Raw genomic sequence first — 19,273 nt, 5'->3', positions numbered from 1 at the left:
GAGGCCGGCCCGGGGGCATGCTGACGCGGCGAGCGTCAGGCCATGCCTTGATGCCTCAGCAGCGCATCGATGCGCGGCTCGCGACCGCGGAAGGCCTTGAAGTTGTCCATCGCGTCGCGCACGCTGCCCATGGACAGGATCTCGTCGAGGTAGCGTCGGCCCGTCGCCGGGTTGAACACGCCTTCTTCCTCGAACGCGCTCCAGCAGTCGGCCGAGAGCACCTCCGCCCACTTGTAGCTGTAGTAGCCCGCCGCATACCCGCCGGCGAAGATGTGCGAGAAGCTGTGCTGGAAGCGGTTGAACGCCGGCGGCGGCAGCACGGCGACCTCGCCGCGCACCTCGTCCAGCAGTTCCTGCACGCGCGTCTCCGCGCCCGGCTCCGCATGCAGGCGCATGTCGAAGAGCGAGAACTCGATCTGGCGCAGCGTCTGCAGCCCGGCCTGGAAGTTCTTCGCCGCCAGCATCTTGTCGAACAACGCGCGCGGCAGCGGTTCGCCGGTGTCCACGTGCGCGGACAGCTGCTGGATCACTTCCCACTCCCAGCAGAAGTTCTCCATGAACTGGCTCGGCAGTTCGACGGCGTCCCACTCGACGCCCGAGATGCCCGACACGCCCAGCTCAGCGACCCGCGTGAGGAGGTGGTGCAGGCCGTGGCCGCATTCGTGGAAGAGCGTCGTGACGTCGTCGTGCGTCAGCAGCGCCGGTTTGCCGTCGGCGCCCTGCGGGAAGTTGCACACCAGGTGCGCGACAGGGATCTGCTCGGCACCCGTGCCCGCCAGGTCCGGCCGCGCCCAGCGGCTGCGGACCTCGTCCATCCAGGCGCCGGGTCGCTTGCCCGTGCGCGCATAGAGGTCGAGGTAAACCTGCCCGATCAGGCGTCCGTCGCGGCGCAGCTCGCAGAACTGCACCGACTCGTGCCACACCGATGCCTTCGCCGGCACCAGCTGCACGCCGAACAGGCGGTCGACGATGCGGAACAGTCCGTCCAGGACGCGAGGCAGGGTCAGGTATTGCCGCACCTCCTGGTCGGAGAACGCGTAGCGCGCCTCCTTCAGCTTCTCGGACACGAACGGCAGGTCCCAGGCCTGCAGGTCGTCCATGCGCAGCGCGGCCTTGGCGAAGTCGCGGAGTTCGTCGAGATCGCGCTGCGCATACGGACGGGCACGGCCGGCCAGGTCGCGCAGGAACTCCAGCACCTGCGCGGGCGAGGTCGCCATCTTGGGCACGAGCGAGGCCTCGGCGAAGCTGGCGAAGCCCAGCAGGCGGGCTTCCTCCTGGCGCAGCATCAGCAGTTCCTGCATCAGCGGACCGTTGTCCCAGTCCGGCTTGTCGCCGAGTTCGCTGGCCCGCGTCACGTAGGCGCGGTACAGCCGCTCGCGCAGCGCGCGGTCCTCGGCGTACTGCATCACCGGCATGTAGACGGGGAAATGCAGCGTCAGCTTGTGCGTGTCCGGATCGGTGCTGCCGTCCTTCTCCGCCGCGGCGCGCGCGTTGGCGATCACGTCGGCGGGGACGCCTTTCAGCTCCGACGCCTTCGCGAGGTAGCTCCAACCGTCGGTGGCGTCCATCACGTGCTCGGAAAAGGCCTGGCCGAGTTCGGCGCTGCGTTCCTGGATCTTCGCGAAGCGTTCCTTGGCCTCGCCCTGCAGCTCGGCGCCGGACAGCACGAAGTCGCGGATGGCGTGCTTCAGCAGCTGGGCGCGCTCGGGCGTCAGGTCGGGCAGGGCGGCGATGGCCTTGTACTTGGCGTAGAGCGCCTCGTTGGCGCCGAGCGCCGTGTAGAACTCGGTGACCGCCGGCAGCATCGCGTTATAGGCCTCGCGCAGCGCCGGCGTGTTGGCGACCGCGTTCAGGTGGCCCACGGCGCCCCAGGCGGTGCCCAGGCGCTCGGAGGCCACGTTCAGCGTGCGGGACAGGAAGTCGTAGTCGGCGGGAGCGTCGGAGGCCGTGACCTGGTCGAGCGCTTTCTGGGCCTCGGTCAGCAGCTCGGCGATGGCGGGCTGGATGTGCGAAGGATCGATCGCGGCGAAATCGGGCAGCGGCGCGGTGGAGAGCAGGGGGTTCGCGGCAGGAGATGCGGCGGCTGGCGCGGCGGCGGTGGAGTCGGTCATGCAGGCCTCGTGAGTCTGACGAAATGCCGGGACAGTGTCTCAGCCTTTCGCGCGCGGATGCGCGGGAGGTTTCTATCGTGGGGGCGGCGTCCGGGCTATCAAGCCGGACCGGCCGCGCACGAGATCTGCATTCTCTGCCTCAGAACGTCTCCCAGTCGCCATCGTCGGCGGCCGGCGCGGGCCGTGGCGGCGGCGGGGCGACCGGCGCTGCGGGCTTCGGGGACGACTTCGGTAGCGGCTTCGGTGCGGCGGCCGACGACGCGGGGGAGCGCTTCGGCGAGGGGGCTGCCTTCTGCACCGCGTTCGGCGCGCCGGACTTCAGGGACTTCGAGGGCGCCGCAGGTGACGCGGCGGCGGACGTCGGTCGGGGCGCCGCCGCGGACTTCACAGGCCGGGCGACCGATGCCGTCCCGTCCGTGCCCAGGCGGAAGACCGACACGATCTCGGTCAGCCGGTGCGCCTGGTCCTTGAGGCTCTCCGCGGCGGCGGCCGATTCCTCGACCAGCGCCGCGTTCTGCTGCGTCATCCGGTCCAGTTGCACGACGGCGTCGTTGACCTGCGCGATGCCGCTGCTCTGCTCGGTGGACGCGGCGGTGATCTCGCCGATGATGTCGGTCACCCGCTGCACGCTGCCCACGATGTCGCTCATCGACTCGCCCGCCGCCTGCACCAGCCGCGAACCGGCCTCGACGCTGGTGACGCTCGCGCCGATCAGCGTCTTGATCTCCTTGGCCGCCTCGGCGCTGCGCTGCGCCAGCGAGCGCACTTCGCTCGCGACCACGGCGAAACCGCGGCCCTGCTCGCCGGCTCGCGCGGCTTCCACCGCCGCGTTCAGCGCCAGGATGTTGGTCTGGAACGCGATGCCGTCGATGGTGCCGATGATGTCGTTGATCTTCCTGGAACTCGCGGTGATCTCGTCCATGGTCGAGACCACCTGGCCGACGACCTCGCCGCCGCGCGCCGCGGCGCTGGAGGCGCTCGACGCGAGCTGGTTGGCCGTCTGCGCCGCGTCGGCGGTCTGGCGCACCGTCGCGGTCAGTTCCTCCATCGACGACGCCGCCTGCTGCAGGTTGGATGCCGTCTCCTCGGTGCGCTGCGACAGGTCCTGCGAGCCGATCGCGATCTCGCTGGAAGCCGTCGTGATCGAGTTGCTGGCCGCGCGCACGTCCAGCAGCATGCGCTGGATCTTCTCGGCGAACAGGTTGAACGAGGACGCGATGCGGCCGACCTCGTCGCGGCCGCCGGCGGGCAGGCGCTGGGTCAAGTCGCCGTCGCCGGCGCTGATGTCGTCGAGCGCGGCGCGCACGCGGTCCACGCCGCGCAGCATCGCGCTGATCGTGCCCGTCATCGCCAACGCCGCGACCGCCATCATGACCAGTGCCGTGATCACGGCGGTGCGCAGCAGGGCGCTCAGGGACGCCAGCGCCTCATCCTTCTTCGCCGCGACGAAGAGCTGCCAGTCGGTGTCCGCGATCGGCGTGCCGCTCACGAGGAAAGTATCGCCACCAACGGCCGCCTCCACCCAGCCAGCGGCCGGATCGAGCGCCGTGGCCAGCGCCTGCGGCGTCAACTGCTCGGAGATGGCGGTGGCGTCTTTCAGCGCCAGCTTGGCGTCCGGGTGCGCGACGATCTTGCCGTCCTTGGACATCAGGAACGCGAAGCCGCCGGGCGTCGGCTTGATCGCCTGGACCGTCGCGACGACGTCGTCGAGGAACACGTCCGTCGCGATGACGGCCTTGGTGCCGCCGCCGCCCTTGTCCGCCGCGGCAAAGGTGACGACCAGCCGGCCCTTGGACGCATCCATGTAAGGCGCGGTCAGCACGGTGCCCGACGCACCCGCCGCGCCGGTGTACCAGGGCCGCCGCGTGGGGTCGTAGTCGGCCGGCAGGTTCTGCGGCGTATTGAAGACGATCTTCTTGTCGGCGAAACCGACGTAGGCGGCCTCCAGCCGACCCGACTTCGCCGCCTGCTGCAGCAGCGGCACCGGATCGGCGGCCGCGACGGCCGGTTGCAAGGACGCGACGATGTCGCGTTGCGAGCGGACCCACTGGCGGATGGCGTCGGAGCGCGCCGCGGCCAGTTCATCGAGGGATTGGGACACCTGCTGGCGCGTATGGCCCCGCACGGTCACGTAGTTGGCGACGGTGATCGCCAGCAGCGTCAGGGCGACGATGCCGACGCCCAGCGCGATCAGCCGGGTCTTGATCGAGTCGAACATGAACGGGCTCCTTGGCTTGTGCCTGTTGCCTGCTGGCGGCGCCGGGCCATCCGCTCTCTGGCGCCATCCCCCCACGAACCACTCTCTCTGCACGCGCCTTGATGGCGCGGACCGACCAGAAAAAACGCCCGGTCGAGCCGGGCGTTGTCGTCGTTCGGTCAGGCGACCGTCATCGCGTCCATCAGTCCCATGTCCGCGCTGGACATCAGGCCCTCGATGTCGATCAGGATCAGCATGCGTTCGGCGACGGCGCCGATGCCCATGATGAAGCTGGTGTTGACGGTGCTGGCGCTGAGTTCCGGCGCCGGACGGATCACGTCGCGGTTCAGTTCCAGCACGTCGGACACCGAGTCCACCACCGCGCCGACGACGCGGTTCTTGACGTTCAGCACGATCACGACGGTGAAGCTGTTGTATTCAGCCGTCGCGCAGCCCAGCTTCAGGCGCAGGTCGACGATCGGCACGATCACGCCGCGCAAGTTCACGACGCCCTTGATGAAGTCGGGCGCGTTGGCGATGCGGGTCGGCTGCTCGTAGGAGCGGATCTCCTGGACCTTCAGGATGTCGATGCCGTACTCCTCCTGACCCAGGCGGAAGGTGAGGTACTCGCCACTGGCGGGGGCGGCATTCGCGGCACCTTGCGGGACCAGCGCGCCAGAGTTCGCTTGCACGACTTGCGTGCCGGTTTGTTGGACGATTTCCATGTGTTGACCTCGTGCGGCTGATTAGAAGGTTTCCCAGTCGCCGTCATCGGCGGTGGTGGCCGGTGTTGCCGGCTTGGGAGTGAACGGTGCGGGCGCGGCCTTGGGCGAGGCTGCGGGCTTGACGATGGCCGGCTGGGCCGCGGTCGTCGTGGTGGATCTGGCGGCGGCCGTTGCGGCCGGCTTGGCCTTGAACGCGGCCTTCGCGGCAGCGGGCTTGGCCGGCGCGGCCTTGCTCTCGAACCTGGCGGCCGGCTTGACCGGCGCCATCGTCGTGGCGGCTGCGACGGTGGACGGGGTGGCCGGCTTCGTCTCCATGCTCGACTTGGCGGTGAACGCCGTCGCCGAAAGCGCCGGCGCGTGGCCCGACACACGGAAGCGGTCGACCACGCCGCCCAGGCGCTCGGCCTGGTCCTTCAGGCTTTCGGCCGCGGCGGCGGACTGCTCGACCAGCGCCGCGTTCTGCTGGGTCATCTGGTCCAGGTTGCTGACGCCCTGGTTGACCTGGCTGATGCCGTCGCTCTGCTCGCTGGACGCGGCGGTGATCTCGCCGATGATGTCCGTCACGCGCTGCACGCTGGAGACAATGTCGCTCATCGTGCTGCCCGCTTCCTGCACCAGGCGCGAACCGGTCTCGACACGTTCGACGCTGGCGCCGATCAGGGTCTTGATCTCGCGCGCGGCTTCCGCGCTGCGCTGTGCCAGCGAGCGGACCTCGCCGGCCACGACCGCAAAGCCGCGACCCTGTTCCCCGGCGCGGGCCGCTTCCACGGCGGCGTTCAGCGCCAGGATGTTGGTCTGGAACGCGATGCCGTCGATCGTGCCGATGATGTCGCTGATGCGCTTGGAGCTGGCGTTGATCTCGTCCATCGTCGAGACGACCTGGCTCACCACCTCGCCACCCTTGGCCGCCGCGCCGGACGCGGAGGAGGCGAGCTGGTTGGCGGTGCGCGCCGAGTCGGCCGTCTGCTTGACGGTGCCGGTGAGCTGGACCAGCGAGGACGCGGCTTCCTGCAGGTTGGAGGCGGTCTGTTCGGTGCGGCTGGACAAGTCCTGGTTGCCCGTGGCGATCTCGACCGAAGCGGTGCGGATCGAATCGGCCGCCGTGCGCAACTGGCCGACCATCGATTGCAGCGCTTCCTGCATGTGGTGCAGCGAGCGCATCAGCTTGGACGCCTCGTCGACGCCTTCGACCGGCTTCATCGTGCGCGAGAGGTCACCCTCGGCAATCGCGGCGGCCAGGGCCTCGGCGTCGGCCAGCGGGGCGCAGATCGTCTGCATGTTGAGCAGCGTGAGCGGCACCACGACGATCGCCGCGAACACCAGCACCAGGCCGAAGGTCCACAGCACGCCGCCCTGGGTGCTCTCCATGCCCTTGCGCATCGATTCCGACTGGGCCTCGAGGCGCGTGGCCAGTTCTTCGAGCTGCTTCTCGGCCTCGACCACCTGGTCCTTGGCCGGTTGCAGCAGCCGGTCGGCGACCGCCGCGTGGTCGTACGCACCGGCTTCCAGTTGCGACACGACGTTCGCGGACTTCGCGCCGTAGGTCTCCAGCGCGGTCTGCAGCTTCTTGATCGCGTCCTGGTCGTCGGCACCGCTGAGCTTGGCGAGCTCGGCAAGCTGTTCCGAAGCCTTCTTGCGGGCGGCATCCCACTTGGCGTGGCGCTCCTTGACCACCTCGGGCTTCTCGTAGTTGATGATCATGTCCTTCTCATGGACACGGAGCTTGCCCATCGTGCCCGCGAGGTCGCCGAGCAGATTGCCGCGCGCGGTCGATTTCTCGAGGAACTCCTGCGTCTGGCCGCGCATCGATTGCATGCCGAACAGGCCCACGCTGCCGACCACCATCAGCAATGCGAGCACGATGCCGATCGCGCCGATCATGCGGGTCCGGATGCTGAATTGACGCATCAACGCGCTGAAATTCATGTCTACCTCTTATGCGTTGGGCGCCGGCCTTCCGGCCGACGTCCTCCCTGATTCAAAGACGCCCGGAAATCTCAGTGACGCGAGCGGCGCACCAGGCTGCCCACGTCCAGGATCAGCGCCACGCGGCCGTCGCCCATGATGGTGGCGCCGGAAACGTCCGTCACCTTGCGGTAGTTCGCCTCGAGGTTCTTCACCACGACCTGTTGCTGGCCGAGCAGTTCGTCCACCAGCATGGCGACCCGGCCCCCCTCGGCCTCCACGACGACCATGATCGAGCTGACATGCTCGAAGTCGAAACGGGGCACATTGAAGACCTGCTCCAGTTCGACGACGGGCATGTACTCGTCGCGGACCTCGACCACGCGGCCGGAGCCGCCGACGGTCTTGATCGTGTCGGACTGGACCTGGAAGGACTCGACCACCGACGACAGCGGGAGGATGTAGACCTCTTCACCGACGCCCACGCTCATGCCGTCCATGATGGCCAGCGTCAGCGGCAGGCGGACCGAGACCTTCATGCCGTAGCCCTCGGCGGAGTCGATCTCCACCGTGCCGCCGAGCGAGGTGATGTTCTTCTTCACCACGTCCATGCCGACGCCGCGGCCGGACACGTCGGTGACCTGATCGGCGGTCGAGAAGCCCGGAGCGAAGATCAGGCCCCAGACCTCCTGGTCGGTCATCGTGTCCGGCGCGTCGATCCCTTTCTCGCGGGCCTTGCGGATCAGCTTCTCGCGGTTCAGGCCGCGGCCGTCGTCGCGCACCTCGATGACGATGGAGCCGCCCTGATGGGAGGCCACCAGCGTGATCGTGCCCTGTTCGGGCTTGCCCTTGGCGGCGCGGTCGGCGGGCGACTCGATGCCGTGGTCGCAGCTGTTGCGCACCAGGTGGGTCAGCGGGTCGGTGATCTTCTCGACCAGGCCCTTGTCCAGTTCCGTGGCTTCCCCTTGCGTGACCAGCTCGACCTTCTTGCCGAGCTTGGCCGCCAGGTCGCGCAGCATGCGCGGGAAGCGGTTGAACACGACCGACATCGGGATCATGCGGATCGACATGACCGATTCCTGGAGATCGCGCGTGTTGCGCTCCAGATCCGCCAGGCCGGAGGCCAGTTGCTGATACAGGCCCGGGTCCAGGTTGCGGCTGTTCTGCGCCAGCATCGCCTGCGTGATGACGAGTTCGCCAACCAGGTTGATCAACTGGTCGACCTTCTCGACGGACACGCGCAGCGTGGACTGGTCAGGGCTCGCGCCGCCGGCGCGCGGGGCGACCTCGGTGCGCGCGGGCGCCGTCGGCTTGGCGGTGGGGGCCGGCACGCTGGCCTTGGGCGCTTCGGCCCTGGCCTCGGCGGCGGTCGCTTCGGGCACGCCGGGCGCGTCGTCGAAGAAGCCGTAGCCGGGGTCTTCGTCCTTCTTGGTCTCCACCGGCGCGCCGGGCGCGCCCTCATGGAAGCCGAAGCCTTCGGTCAGTGGCAGCAGCTTGACCTGCTCGCGCGAGACATGGAAGGTGAACAGGTCCAGGAGGTCGTTGTCGGTGCTGCTCGTCAGCACCTTGAAGCGACGCATGCCATCGGCAGGAATGCCGCCGTCCAGCGGCTCGATCGTGCCGAGGTCGGTGATTTCCTTGAACAGCTCGACCAGGTTGTCTGCCTGCTCCGTGTTGCTCAGCGGGCCGACGAGCAGCTCAAGCTGCCGGACGTTCGACTTGAGCGGGGCCGGTGCCGGAGCCGTCGCGGGAGCCGCGGCGGGCGCGGCCGAGGCGGCCGGGGCCGCAGGCGCGCGAGCACCGTCCAGCGTGCCGCCTTCCACCAGCGTGCGGATGCTGCTCAGCAGGGCGGAGGTGTCCACCGCGTCGGCGCCCGAGCCCTGATGCCGGGCCAGTTGCGCCTTCAGCGCGTCGCCGGACTGCAGCAGCACGTCCACCATCGGCGAGGTCGGCGCCAGTTCATGGCGGCGAAGCTTGTCCAGCAGCGTTTCCATCTGGTGCGTCAGCTCGGCCACGTCGTTGAAGCCGAACGTCGCCGCGCCACCCTTGATCGAGTGGGCGCAACGGAAGATGGCGTTCATCTGCTCGTCGTCCGGGTTCTCGATGTCCAGGTTCAGCAGCAGCTGTTCCATGTTGTCGAGGTTCTCCCCGGCTTCCTCGAAGAAGACTTGGTAGAACTGGCTCAGGTCGATGCCTGCGCCCAGGTTTGCGCCTTCGGAGGTCATATCTCCCATGAATCTCTCCAGCTTGCCTTCAGCGGATCACCTTGCCGATCACTTCGATCAGCTTGGCCGGGTCGAAAGGCTTCACCAGCCAGCCTGTGGCGCCCGCCGCGCGGCCCGCCTGCTTCATCTGATCGCTGGACTCGGTGGTCAGGATCAGGATCGGCGTGGTCTTGAACTTGGGGTTGTCGCGCAGCTTCTTGGTCAGGCTGATGCCGTCCATCCGGGGCATGTTCTGGTCGGTCAGCACCAGGTCGAAATCGCGTTGCGACGACTTCTCCCAGGCATCCTGCCCGTCCACCGCCTCCACGACGTTGAAACCCGCATTCTTGAGGGTGAACGAGACCATCTGGCGCATGGAGGCCGAATCGTCTACGGCGAGGATCGAGGGCATTTTGAGTTCTCCGGATGACAAGCGGTTTTCGGGTGGACCTGAAGATTCTTGAGGACCTTGAGGGCGGTCTGGTGACGGTGCCCGGTGATTTCGTGACCTAACGGACGGATCGGGGGAACATTCAGAACAGTTCTATCGAACCGGCATCCATCTCGTCCTGCGTGACGGGATTGGGACGCAGGGGGGCGGTCTCGACAACGGCCAGACCGTCCTCATCATCTCCGAACGTATCGCGGGCGAGCTGGTCCGAGCAGTTGCGCAGCCGTTGGCTCGTGTGCGCGATCAACTGCGTCGACATGTCCTGGAACTGCAGTGCGGTGATCGCACCGGCCAGATGCAACATCAACTGCTGCAACGCATCCTGGTCCTTGGCTTCTGGCAGACGTTCGCGCATCTGGTCCACGAGGCCCGATGCGCCGAAGAAATGCGTCGACAACGCTTCGCAGGCGTCGTCGAGCAGGCGCTGCAGGCGCTCGAGATCGTTGTTGACCGTCATCAGATGGTCCTGCAGCTCGGCAGCGGCGAGCAGCGGCATCAGTCCTGTGCCTTCCGGCTCGACCGACGTCTCATCGATTTGCATCTTGGCTCCACATAGGGTGTCCTGGTGCGTCTTCATGTCTGCCCAACTCAAACATGCGCCCGGACTTGTCGGCTGGCAAGAATCTTCGGCTTTTGCCACGCATCTGTCGACGGGACTAACCGTGCAAAGTCGTCCCAATAGCGAAGATCGGTTGGCCATCGACTTGACCGTGACAAATCTCGATAAGGGTAAACCCAAGACTCTACGGTTTCCAGATGAATAAAGCGTGGGGCTTCCCTGCATAGATGAGGGATACGCGACAAACTTGGCATACTCCCGGCCATGCCGACTCTCCCCCTGGCCGAGCGCTCTCTGCGCCTGCTTCATATCGAGGATTCCGACCTGGATCATCAACTGATCCTGGCCCAGTTGCAGCGAGCCGGATTGCGATTCGAGATCACGCGGCTGGACACGCTGCCCGATATCGAGGCAGCCCTCGACCGGCACTGGGATGCGGTGATTTCCGATTACAACCTGCCGGGGTATTCGGGCCTGGTCGTGCTGGACATGATCAAGCAGCGGCAACTGGTGCTCCCGTTCGTGCTGGTGTCGGGCGAGATCGGCGAAGACACGGCGGTCGCGGCGATGCGCACCGGCGCGTCGGACTATCTGCTCAAGAACAACCTGGCGCGGCTGGCGCCGGCGCTGCTGCACGCGATCGAGTCCTGCGAGGCCCAGCTTGCGCGGCAGGAGGCCGACCGCGAGCTGCTCAAGTCCAAGCAGCAACTGCACGAACTGGCGGGGCATCTGCAGACCAGCGTCGAGATGGAGCGGGCGGCGATCGCCCGCGAGATCCATGACGACGTGGGCGGATCGCTGACGGCGCTGAAGTTCGACCTGGCCTGGATCGCGCGGCACAGCAAGGACGAGGACGTCCAGCAGCGCGTGCAGTCGGCGCTGGAGACCGTGACCAGCGCCATCGAATCGAGCCAGCGCATCATGCACAACCTGCGCCCGGCGATCCTGGAACAGGGATTGCTGGCAGCAGTGCAGTGGCTGGCCGCGCGCTTCGAGCGCCGGACCGGCATCGCGACCGCGGTGCGGCATGTCGGCGAGCAGTTCCAGCTGCCGGCGGGCGTTCCGCTGGTGGCCTACCGCTGTGCGCAGGAGGCGCTGACCAACGTGTCCAAACATGCCGGAGCGACCAAGGTCGATGTGGAGTTGAGCATGGAGGGTGGCGTGCTGACGCTGGAGATCAAGGATAACGGCCACGGCGTCGCGCCGGGCGACCTGAGCAAGGCCCGCAGCTTCGGCATTCGCGGGTTGCGCGAGCGCGCGGCGACGGTCGGCGGCTGGGTCGACCTCAGCAGCGGTCTGCAGGGCACGGCGCTGATCCTCTCCGTGCCCTTGCGCGGCGTGATCGGCGACTTCGAGTTCGACGACGACGGGGAGCCGATCCCGGCCGGTGCCGGGCATGATCCCTCCTCGTGGGGCGCCCTATGATCAAAGTCATCCTCTGCGACGACCACGCGCTGATCCGCCGCGGGATCCGGGACACGCTGTCCGACGCGCCGGACATCGAAGTGGTCGGCGAGGCCGGCGACTACGGCGAGCTGCGCAGCCTGATGCGCACGCTGCCGGTCGACCGGCAGTGCGATGTGCTGGTGCTGGACATCAACATGCCGGGGCGCAGCGGCCTGGACGTGCTGCACGTCCTCAAGGATGAAGGCACGACGACCCGGGTGCTGATCGTGTCCATGTACCCCGAGGACCAGTACGCGATCCGCGCGCTGCGCGCCGGGGCCTTCGGCTACGTGAACAAGGGCGGCGATCCGCAACTGCTGGTGCAGGCGGTGCGCACGGTGGCCCAGGGGCGCAAGTACGTGACGCCCGAAATCGCGCAGATGCTGGTCGAGAGCCTGACCGCGCCGGCCCCGGAGCAGGCCCACCAGAAGCTGTCGGACCGCGAGCTGCAGACCCTGGTGATGATCGCCTCGGGCAAGCGCCTGTCGGACATCGCCGAGGAGCTGATGCTCAGCCCGAAGACGGTGAGCGTGTACCGCGCTCGGGTGCTGGAGAAGCTGGCGCTGTCCAACAACTCGGAGCTGACCGTCTACGCCATTCGCAACGGACTGGTCGAGAGCTGAGTCGAAATCCGCCATCCCCGTTCGTCGTCATCCGGGGACGTTCACGCCAGCCAGCCGCCATTCATCGCAGTCAGCATTGACGAGCAGGGGGCGCCTCGGAGAATGCGCCCCGTACTGACACACAGGGGGCTGTCATCGATACCGCACTGTTGAAAGAGCTGCGCATCCAGGGGAGCGAGCGCGACGACCACGGGGGTGGACCGCCCAGATGGGTCTGGACGCTGCTGGCGGTGCTGGTCGTGCTGGCGCTGCTGGCCGCGGGCGGCTGGTGGTGGTGGCGGCAGTCGCAGGTGCCGGAGGTCGAGACCGCCTCGGCCCAGGCGCGTGGCGGCGCAGGTGGCAATGCCGTTCTGCAGGCCACCGGCTACGTGACGGCGCGTCGCGCCGCGACGGTGTCGACGCAGATCACCGGCACGCTGACCGAAGTCCTGTTCGAGGAAGGCGACAAGATCCAGAAGGGTCAGGTGTTGGCCCGGCTCGAGGACCATGCCTTGCGCGCCGCGCTGGACATGGCCCGGGCCAACGTGAAGAGCGCGCAGGCCAACATCGAGGCGACGCGCGCGCAGTGGCTGCAGTCGCAGTCCGACCTGAAGCGCCAGGACGAGCTGGCGCTCAGCGGCATGACGACCAGGCAATCCGCCGAGCAGGCCCGTACCGCGGTGAACGCCTACGCGGCGCAACTCGAAGCGCGCCGCCGCGAGGCCGATGCCGCCCTGGCCCAGGCGACGCAGGCGCAGGTCAATTTCGATTACACGGTCGTCAAGGCGCCGTTTTCCGGCGTGATCACCGCGAAGGCGGCACAGGTCGGCGAAATCGTCTCGCCGCTGTCCGCCGGCGGTGGCTTCACGCGGACCGGCGTCGGCACCATCGTCGACATGGAATCGCTGGAAGTGGATGTCGACGTCAACGAGGCCTACATCGGCCAGGTCAAGGCCGACATGCCGGCCCAGGCCGTGCTGGATGCGTATCCCGACTGGCGCATTCCGGCGCACGTGATCGCGGTCGTGCCCTCTGCCGACCGCGGCAAGGCGACGGTCAAGGTACGCGTGGCGCTCGAGCAGAAGGATCAACGCGTCGTGCCCGACATGGGCGTGCGCGTGTCCTTCCTCGCCGCCAAGGAAAGCGCGCAGACCGCGCCGCCACCGGGCGTCCTGGTGCCGAAGTCGGCCGTCGTGTCGCGGGACGGCGGCGACATCGTCTTCGTCGTGAACGGCCAGACCGTCGCCCAGCGCAAGGTGCGCCAGGGCACGCCGGTCGGCGACCAGGCGGTGGTGCTCGACGGCGTGAAGGCCGGCGATACCGTCGTCCTCAATCCTCCCGAAGCGCTGCGCGACGGCGCAGAGATCAAGCCGGCGGCCGGCAAGTGAAGCCGACAGCGCGGGGACGTGCCGTCCCCGCTGGAAGTGCAGGAAACCGAAGCGAGGAGTCACCGTGAGCAATCTGATCGAGATCCGTGACCTGTCCAAGGTCTACACCCGCGGCAAGCAGAAGGTGGAGGTGCTGCATCACATCGACCTCGACGTGAGGCAGGGCGAGTTCCTGGCGCTGATGGGGCCGTCGGGTTCGGGCAAGACGACGCTGCTGAACCTGATCGGCGGGCTGGACCAGCCCAGCGGGGGCAGCATCGCGATCGGCGGCGAGCGCATCGACCAGCTCAATTCCGCGGCGTTGGCGAAGTGGCGCGCCGCCAAGGTGGGCTTCGTGTTCCAGTTCTACAACCTGATGCCGACGCTCTCGGCGCAGCGCAACGTGGAGCTGCCGCTGCTGCTGACCAAGCTCTCGGCGGCCGAGCGCAAGAAGCGCGCCGCGATCGCGCTGCAACTGGTGGGACTGTCGGACCGCGCCAGCCACAAGCCGACCGAGCTCTCCGGCGGCCAGCAGCAGCGCGTGTCGATCGCGCGGGCGATCGTGTCCGATCCGACGCTGCTGGTCTGCGACGAGCCCACCGGCGACCTGGACCGTCAATCGGCCGAGGATGTGCTGGCGCTGCTCCAGGCGCTCAACCGCGATCACGGCAAGACCATCGTGATGGTGACGCACGATCCGAAGGCTGCCGAGCGCGCCCGCCAGACGCTGCACCTGGACAAGGGCACGCTGGTCGAGCAGACCGTGTCCACTGCGGCCTGAAGCCGCGCGCGCAAGGTCAAGTCCCGCAAGAAAGGGCTCGCCATGAAATACCTCCATCTCATCTGGGCGGCGCTGTTCCGGCGCAAGCTCCGAACCGTGTTGACGCTGGTGTCCATCATCACGGCGTTCCTGCTGTTCGGATTGCTGGACGCGGTCCGGACGTCCTTCGACCAGGCCGGCCAGTCGGCCAACGGCGCGTCGCGGTTGCAGACCGGTTCGCGGCTGTCGTTCATCCAGACCCTGCCGATGGCGCTGACGCAGCGCATCCAGTCGGTGGACGGCGTCAAGCTGGTGACCTATGCCAACTGGTTCGGTGGGGCCTACCAGGATCCGCACAACCAGGTCTTCAGTTTCGCCGTCGCGCCGAACTACCTCGACATGTATCCCGAGATGCAGGTCACCGACCAGGCCAGGCAGGCCTTCGCGACGACGCGCATCGGCGCGCTGGTCGGCGAGGGTCTCGCCAAGCGCTTCAACTGGAAGGTCGGGGACAAGATCCCGCTGCAATCGACGATCTTCCCGGACCGCAGCGGCAGCAAGAACTGGCAGTTCGAGATCGTCGGCCTGATCCATGCCGCGGACAAGAAGTCCGGCGGCTGGTACGACCAGATGTTCCTGCTGAACTGGAAGTACTTCGACGACACGACGCCCTACAACCAGGGCGCGGTCGGCTGGTACGTGACGCGGGTCGCGGACGCGAACCAGGCGGACCGCGTGGCCAAGGCGATCGATGCGATCTCGGCCAACTCGGACCATGAGACGCGCACGCAGACCGAGCAGGCGGCGATGGCCTCGTGGATGAAGCAGGTCGCGGACATCGGACTGATCGTCAGCTCGATCATGGGCGCGGTGTTCTTCACGCTGCTGCTGCTGTCGGGCAACACGATGATGCAGGCCGTGCGCGAGCGCACCAGCGAGATCGCGGTGCTGAAGACGATCGGCTTCTCCGGCCGCAGCGTGCTGGCGATGGTGCTGGCGGAGTCGGTGCTGCTGCTGGTGATCGGCGGCGTCATCGGCCTGGGACTGGCGAGTGTCATCGGGCCGGCCGTCAGCGCGGGCAGCGGCGGCACGCTGAACCTGCCGGCCGCCGGCTTGAACAGCTGGGCGACCGGCGTCGGACTGATGGTGCTGTTCGGCGTGATCGTCGGCGCGCTGCCGGCCTTGAACGCGATGCGGCTGAACATCACCGATGCACTGGCGGGGAGGGCCTGACCATGAAATTCCTGAAGAACCTGGGCTTGGTGCTGCTGCTGGTGCTCGTGCTGGTGGCGTGGGTGATGCTGCCGTGGGTCGGCGCGCTCGGCCTGGCCGTGCTGCTGGCGCTGTGGATGCTGTTGACGCGACGAGGCGCCCAGGCGCGCTCGGTGACCGGCGTCGGCGTGAGCACGCTGCCGCAGCGGATCGGCTCGTCGGCGGTGATCGTCGTGGGCATCGCGGGCGTGGTCGGCGTGCTGGTGGCGCTGCTGGCGATGGCCGAGGGCTATTCGGAGACGCTGCGCAAGTCCGGCAGCGAGGACACGGCCATCGTGCTGCGCGGCGCGTCCGCGGCGGAGGTGGCGTCCGTCATGACGCGCGACGACATCACGCAGATCGGGCAGGCGCCGGGCGTGGCGAAGTCCGCGAAGGGCGAGCCGCTGCTGTCCGCCGAGACGGTGGTCGCGGCCAACCTGCCGGTCAAGGGCACGAAGACCGACGAGGAGGGCAGCGTCCAAATGCGAGGCGTCGGGGACGAGGCCTTCGCGGTGCGGCCGCAGGTCAGGATCGTCGCCGGGCGCAAGTTCCAGCCGGGCCTGAAGGAGTTGATCGTCGGCCAGGGCGCCGCGCGTCAGTTCGAAGGCTTGGAGCCCGGCAAGCAGATCCGCCTGGGCAGCCAGATGTGGACGGTGGCCGGGGTGTTCGCGTCGGGCGACTCGATGGAATCGGAGTTGTGGGCCGATGCGCCGGTGGTCGCCGAAACCTACCGGCGTGGTGCGAGCCGCAATTCGGTGACCGTGAAGCTGACCGATGCGAAGGCCTTCAAGGAGTTCAAGGCCGCGCTCGAAGCCAATCCGCAACTGAAGGTCGACGCGACGACGACGCTCGCGTTCTTCGCGAAACAGTCGGAGCAGATGACCAAGATCCTGCGCATCATCGGGATCGTGGTCGGATCGATCATGGCGGTCGGTGCGGTGTTCGGCGCGTTGAACACCATGTTCGCGGCCGTCGCGACGCGGGCCCGCGAGATCGCCACCTTGCGCGCGATCGGCTTCCCGGGACTGCCGGTGGTGGTGGCGGTGATGCTGGAGACGATGCTGCTGGCTGCCCTTGGTGGGGTCATCGGCGGCGGGATCGCCTACCTGATCTTCAACGGGCACGCGGCATCGACGATGGCGGCCGGGTCCGTCGGCAAGCTGAGTTTCGAGCTGAGGGTCTCGGGCCAATTGCTGTGGGAGGGCCTGAAGTGGGCCTTGGCCATCGGCTTCATCGGCGGCCTGTTCCCCGCGGTGCGGGCAGCGAGCCTGCCGGTCACGACGGCGCTGCGCGAGCTGTGACGTGAGACGCCGGCCGGCGCTGGGAAGCATCGGCCGGCGTGAGTGCCGCCGCGGTCAGTTGAACGCGGCCAGCATCCTCTCCAGCGCGATCATGAACGGCTGATGCATCAGCGGCAGCGTCGCGACCAGACCGACCAGGCCAATGCTGACCGTCAGCGGGAAACCCACGGAGAACACGTTCAACTGCGGCGCCACGCGCGAGATGATGCCGAGCACGAGGTTCACGAACATCAGCATCGTGATCAGCGGCAGCGCGATCCACAGTCCCATGCGGAAGATTTCCGCACCCCACACCTGGGGCTGCGCGATCCGCAGGAAGCGGAAGGGCTCCTCGCCGACCGGGAAGGCCTGGAAGCTCTCGACCAGGGAGTTGATCAGCATCAGATGACCGTTGATCGCGACGAACAGGAACGCCACCATCGAGCCCAGGAAGCGTGATGTCGACGTGCCTTGCGAGCCCGTCGACGGATCGAAGAAGCCGGCGAAGTTCAACCCCATCTGCAGACCGATCAGCTCGCCGGCGAATTCCAGCGCGGCGAACACGACCCGCACCGCGAAGCCCATCGACAGCCCGATCAGCAACTGCTGCGCCGTCACCGTCAGGATCTGTGGCAACGAGTCGAGCGGGATCACCGGCATGGCCGGCAGCGACGGCTGTGCCGCCACCGCGATGAACAGCGCCAGCCCGATGCGCACGCGCGCCGGCACCTGGCGCTGACTGAAGACCGGCATCCCGGCGAACAGCGCCAGCGTGCGGATGAACGGCCACAGGATCGGATTGATCCAGGCGAGCAATTGCGCTTCGCTGAAGGAGATCATCGGGATCGGGGCCGTGGGATCTTGCGGCGGTGGCGGGGCAGGACGGCGGCGTGCGCCTCAGCCCAGTGCCTGCGGGATGCTCTGCAGCGTGCGCTGGATGTATTCGACCAGCGTCGTGATCATCCACGGTCCGGCGACGGCCAGCACCAGCACGGCGGCGACGATCTTGGGCACGAACGACAGCGTCGATTCGTTGATCTGCGTCGCCGCCTGGAACACCGACACCAGCACCCCGACCGCCAGCACCGTCAGGAGGATGGGCGCCGCCACCATGAGCAGTACGTACAGCCCCTGCTGGCCGATGGAGAAGACCTGTTGAGCATCCATGACTTGTCCTTCGATTCGCGTCGGAACGGGCGGGCCGCTACTGCGCGAACGACGCCGCCAGCGATCCCAGCAGCAGATTCCAGCCGTCCGCCAGCACGAACAGCATCAGCTTGAACGGCAGCGACACCAGCACCGGCGACAGCATCATCATGCCCAGGCTCATCAGCACGCTGGAGACGATCATGTCGATCACCAGGAATGGGATGAAGATGAGGAACGCGATTTGGAACGCGGATTTCAGCTCGCTGGTCACGAAGGCAGGCACCAGCACGCGGAAGGGCACGTTCTCGGGCGCGACATTGGGTTCGAGCTTGGCCAGCTTCGCGAACAGCGCGACGTCCGACTGACGCGTCTGCTTCAGCATGAAGCCCCGCATCGGCACCTGCGCACGGTCGAGGGCGACCTCGAAGCCGATCTGCCCGGCCTGGTAGGGCTGCCAGGCTTCGGTGTAGACGCGGTCCAGCGTCGGACTCATCACGAAGAAGGTCAGGAACAGCGACAGCCCGACGATCACCTGGTTCGGTGGCGCCGCCTGCGTGCCCAGCGCCTGACGCAGGAGCGACAGCACGATCACGATCCGCGTGAAGCCGGTCATCATCAGCAGCACGGCCGGCAGGAAGCCCAGCGCGGTGAAGAACAGCAGCGTCTGGATCGGCACCGAATAGCTGTTGCCGCCGGCACCCTGGCCGATGATCAGCGGCACGCTCGCAGGCGCGCCGCCCTGCTGGGCCCAGGCCGCGGCCCCGAGGCCACCGAGCGCGAGCGCGCCGACGATGCCCAGCGCGCGCCGCGACAGCCGCGGACGGGGCTCGGGCAGGGCGGGGGAGGTCGAAGCGGTCATGCGCCGTTCCCGATCAGGCCGAAGTGCTGGAACCGGGGCCATCGGCGTGCCTGCCGCCCAGGCTGCGCTTGAGCATCGAGGAGAACGACGGTTGCGCCGCCTGCAGCGCCGCGCCGGCGTCGGCCTGCGGCGGCATCACATGCAGCGTGCGGATCTGCTGGCCGGTGATGCCGAGCACCAGCCATTGGCGGTCCTCGTTCTGGCCGACCTCGACGATCACGAGGCGCTGGCTCGGCGAGATCACCAGCTGCGCGACGGTGCGCAATTGCCCGCCCATCGCGCCACCTCCCAGCGGCGTGCGCTTGAGAAGCCAGAGCACGACCGGGATCAAGGCCAGGATGGCCAGGAACCAAAGCAGGGGGACGAGGCTGTTGTTCATGGCGTTGAATTATGCGTCCCTGAAACGC

17 protein-coding genes are annotated in these 19,273 nt (G+C 67.7%); 6 read left to right on the top strand and 11 right to left on the bottom strand.

What is annotated here, in order from left to right:
* Positions 1-35: 35 nt before the first annotated feature.
* The 7 genes from AC1VNM_RS15060 to AC1VNM_RS15030 all read right to left on the bottom strand — a co-directional run bounded on the left by AC1VNM_RS15060 (position 36) and on the right by AC1VNM_RS15030 (position 10,134).
* Positions 36-2,111 (bottom strand): M3 family metallopeptidase, encoded by a 2,076-nt coding sequence (locus AC1VNM_RS15060; RefSeq protein WP_483107425.1) that lies wholly within the window; start codon positions 2,109-2,111, stop codon positions 36-38.
* A 139-nt stretch (positions 2,112-2,250) separates the two neighbouring features.
* Positions 2,251-4,329 (bottom strand): methyl-accepting chemotaxis protein, encoded by a 2,079-nt coding sequence (locus AC1VNM_RS15055; RefSeq protein ID WP_483107424.1) that lies wholly within the window; start codon positions 4,327-4,329, stop codon positions 2,251-2,253.
* Positions 4,330-4,487: 158 nt separating this feature from the next.
* On the bottom strand, positions 4,488-5,033 hold the full coding sequence (locus AC1VNM_RS15050) for a chemotaxis protein CheW (RefSeq protein WP_483107423.1): 546 nt from the start codon (positions 5,031-5,033) through the stop codon (positions 4,488-4,490).
* Positions 5,034-5,054: 21 nt separating this feature from the next.
* Positions 5,055-6,959: a methyl-accepting chemotaxis protein gene (locus tag AC1VNM_RS15045; protein ID WP_377161272.1), complete on the bottom strand. Its 1,905-nt coding sequence runs from the start codon at positions 6,957-6,959 to the stop codon at positions 5,055-5,057.
* Between the two features lie 71 nt (positions 6,960-7,030).
* A complete protein-coding gene (locus tag AC1VNM_RS15040; protein ID WP_377161274.1) occupies positions 7,031-9,172 on the bottom strand; it encodes a chemotaxis protein CheA in 2,142 nt (713 codons plus the stop codon).
* A 19-nt stretch (positions 9,173-9,191) separates the two neighbouring features.
* Positions 9,192-9,554, bottom strand: coding sequence for a response regulator (locus AC1VNM_RS15035; RefSeq protein ID WP_067068294.1), 363 nt, complete (start codon positions 9,552-9,554; stop codon positions 9,192-9,194).
* A gap of 121 nt (positions 9,555-9,675) precedes the next feature.
* Positions 9,676-10,134 carry a hypothetical protein gene (locus tag AC1VNM_RS15030; RefSeq protein ID WP_377161784.1) on the bottom strand — a complete coding sequence of 153 codons (459 nt, stop codon included), beginning with the start codon at positions 10,132-10,134 and terminating at the stop codon, positions 9,676-9,678.
* Positions 10,135-10,416: 282 nt separating this feature from the next.
* On the opposite strand from AC1VNM_RS15030, the gene AC1VNM_RS15025 reads away from it, so the two are divergent.
* The 6 genes from AC1VNM_RS15025 to AC1VNM_RS15000 all read left to right on the top strand — a co-directional run bounded on the left by AC1VNM_RS15025 (position 10,417) and on the right by AC1VNM_RS15000 (position 16,879).
* Positions 10,417-11,577 carry a hybrid sensor histidine kinase/response regulator gene (locus AC1VNM_RS15025; RefSeq protein WP_377161276.1) on the top strand — a complete coding sequence of 387 codons (1,161 nt, stop codon included), beginning with the start codon at positions 10,417-10,419 and terminating at the stop codon, positions 11,575-11,577.
* Positions 11,574-12,221, top strand: a complete 648-nt coding sequence (locus AC1VNM_RS15020) for a response regulator (protein WP_377161278.1) — start codon at positions 11,574-11,576, stop codon at positions 12,219-12,221. The genes AC1VNM_RS15025 and AC1VNM_RS15020 overlap by 4 nt, the downstream gene beginning before the upstream one ends.
* Positions 12,222-12,370: 149 nt before the next feature.
* Positions 12,371-13,588, top strand: coding sequence for an efflux RND transporter periplasmic adaptor subunit (locus AC1VNM_RS15015; protein WP_377161280.1), 1,218 nt, complete (start codon positions 12,371-12,373; stop codon positions 13,586-13,588).
* A gap of 64 nt (positions 13,589-13,652) precedes the next feature.
* Positions 13,653-14,348, top strand: coding sequence for an ABC transporter ATP-binding protein (locus tag AC1VNM_RS15010; protein ID WP_377161282.1), 696 nt, complete (start codon positions 13,653-13,655; stop codon positions 14,346-14,348).
* 42 nt (positions 14,349-14,390) lie between these two features.
* Positions 14,391-15,560, top strand: a complete 1,170-nt coding sequence (locus tag AC1VNM_RS15005; RefSeq protein WP_377161284.1) for an ABC transporter permease — start codon at positions 14,391-14,393, stop codon at positions 15,558-15,560.
* A gap of 2 nt (positions 15,561-15,562) precedes the next feature.
* Positions 15,563-16,879 (top strand): ABC transporter permease, encoded by a 1,317-nt coding sequence (locus AC1VNM_RS15000; RefSeq protein ID WP_483107422.1) that lies wholly within the window; start codon positions 15,563-15,565, stop codon positions 16,877-16,879.
* A 54-nt stretch (positions 16,880-16,933) separates the two neighbouring features.
* Here AC1VNM_RS15000 and fliR read toward each other — a convergent pair whose 3' ends face one another.
* From fliR to AC1VNM_RS14980, 4 genes are read right to left on the bottom strand one after another with little or no spacing between them, the layout of a single operon-like run.
* Entirely contained in the window at positions 16,934-17,698 is a 765-nt protein-coding gene (fliR, locus tag AC1VNM_RS14995) for a flagellar biosynthetic protein FliR (RefSeq protein WP_377161288.1), read from the bottom strand.
* A 57-nt stretch (positions 17,699-17,755) separates the two neighbouring features.
* A complete protein-coding gene (fliQ, locus tag AC1VNM_RS14990; protein WP_377161290.1) occupies positions 17,756-18,025 on the bottom strand; it encodes a flagellar biosynthesis protein FliQ in 270 nt (89 codons plus the stop codon).
* 37 nt (positions 18,026-18,062) lie between these two features.
* The gene (gene fliP, locus AC1VNM_RS14985) at positions 18,063-18,866 is read right to left on the bottom strand and encodes a flagellar type III secretion system pore protein FliP (RefSeq protein WP_483107421.1); all 804 of its coding nucleotides are present in this window, start codon (positions 18,864-18,866) and stop codon (positions 18,063-18,065) included.
* A 13-nt stretch (positions 18,867-18,879) separates the two neighbouring features.
* On the bottom strand, positions 18,880-19,245 hold the full coding sequence (locus tag AC1VNM_RS14980) for a FliO/MopB family protein (RefSeq protein ID WP_377161294.1): 366 nt from the start codon (positions 19,243-19,245) through the stop codon (positions 18,880-18,882).
* Positions 19,246-19,273: the final 28 nt, after the last annotated feature.

Source organism: Mitsuaria sp. MSU3D (assembly GCF_056867975.1).
Note: the sequence above shows the minus strand (reverse complement) of the source record. Positions and strands in the feature narration are given on the sequence as shown.

Bases quoted from the DNA above. Each gene is read 5' to 3' on its own strand.
- AC1VNM_RS15060 (WP_483107425.1), bottom strand. From the start codon at position 2,111: ATGACCGACTCCACCGCCGCCGCGCCAGCCGCCGCATCTCCTGCCGCG.
- AC1VNM_RS15055 (WP_483107424.1), bottom strand. From the start codon at position 4,329: ATGTTCGACTCGATCAAGACCCGGCTGATCGCGCTGGGCGTCGGCATC.
- AC1VNM_RS15050 (WP_483107423.1), bottom strand. From the start codon at position 5,033: ATGGAAATCGTCCAACAAACCGGCACGCAAGTCGTGCAAGCGAACTCT.
- AC1VNM_RS15045 (WP_377161272.1), bottom strand. From the start codon at position 6,959: ATGAATTTCAGCGCGTTGATGCGTCAATTCAGCATCCGGACCCGCATG.
- AC1VNM_RS15040 (WP_377161274.1), bottom strand. From the start codon at position 9,172: ATGGGAGATATGACCTCCGAAGGCGCAAACCTGGGCGCAGGCATCGAC.
- AC1VNM_RS15035 (WP_067068294.1), bottom strand. From the start codon at position 9,554: ATGCCCTCGATCCTCGCCGTAGACGATTCGGCCTCCATGCGCCAGATG.
- AC1VNM_RS15030 (WP_377161784.1), bottom strand. From the start codon at position 10,134: ATGCAAATCGATGAGACGTCGGTCGAGCCGGAAGGCACAGGACTGATG.
- AC1VNM_RS15025 (WP_377161276.1), top strand. From the start codon at position 10,417: ATGCCGACTCTCCCCCTGGCCGAGCGCTCTCTGCGCCTGCTTCATATC.
- AC1VNM_RS15020 (WP_377161278.1), top strand. From the start codon at position 11,574: ATGATCAAAGTCATCCTCTGCGACGACCACGCGCTGATCCGCCGCGGG.
- AC1VNM_RS15005 (WP_377161284.1), top strand. From the start codon at position 14,391: ATGAAATACCTCCATCTCATCTGGGCGGCGCTGTTCCGGCGCAAGCTC.
- AC1VNM_RS15000 (WP_483107422.1), top strand. From the start codon at position 15,563: ATGAAATTCCTGAAGAACCTGGGCTTGGTGCTGCTGCTGGTGCTCGTG.
- fliR (WP_377161288.1), bottom strand. From the start codon at position 17,698: ATGATCTCCTTCAGCGAAGCGCAATTGCTCGCCTGGATCAATCCGATC.
- fliQ (WP_377161290.1), bottom strand. From the start codon at position 18,025: ATGGATGCTCAACAGGTCTTCTCCATCGGCCAGCAGGGGCTGTACGTA.
- fliP (WP_483107421.1), bottom strand. From the start codon at position 18,866: ATGACCGCTTCGACCTCCCCCGCCCTGCCCGAGCCCCGTCCGCGGCTG.
- AC1VNM_RS14980 (WP_377161294.1), bottom strand. From the start codon at position 19,245: ATGAACAACAGCCTCGTCCCCCTGCTTTGGTTCCTGGCCATCCTGGCC.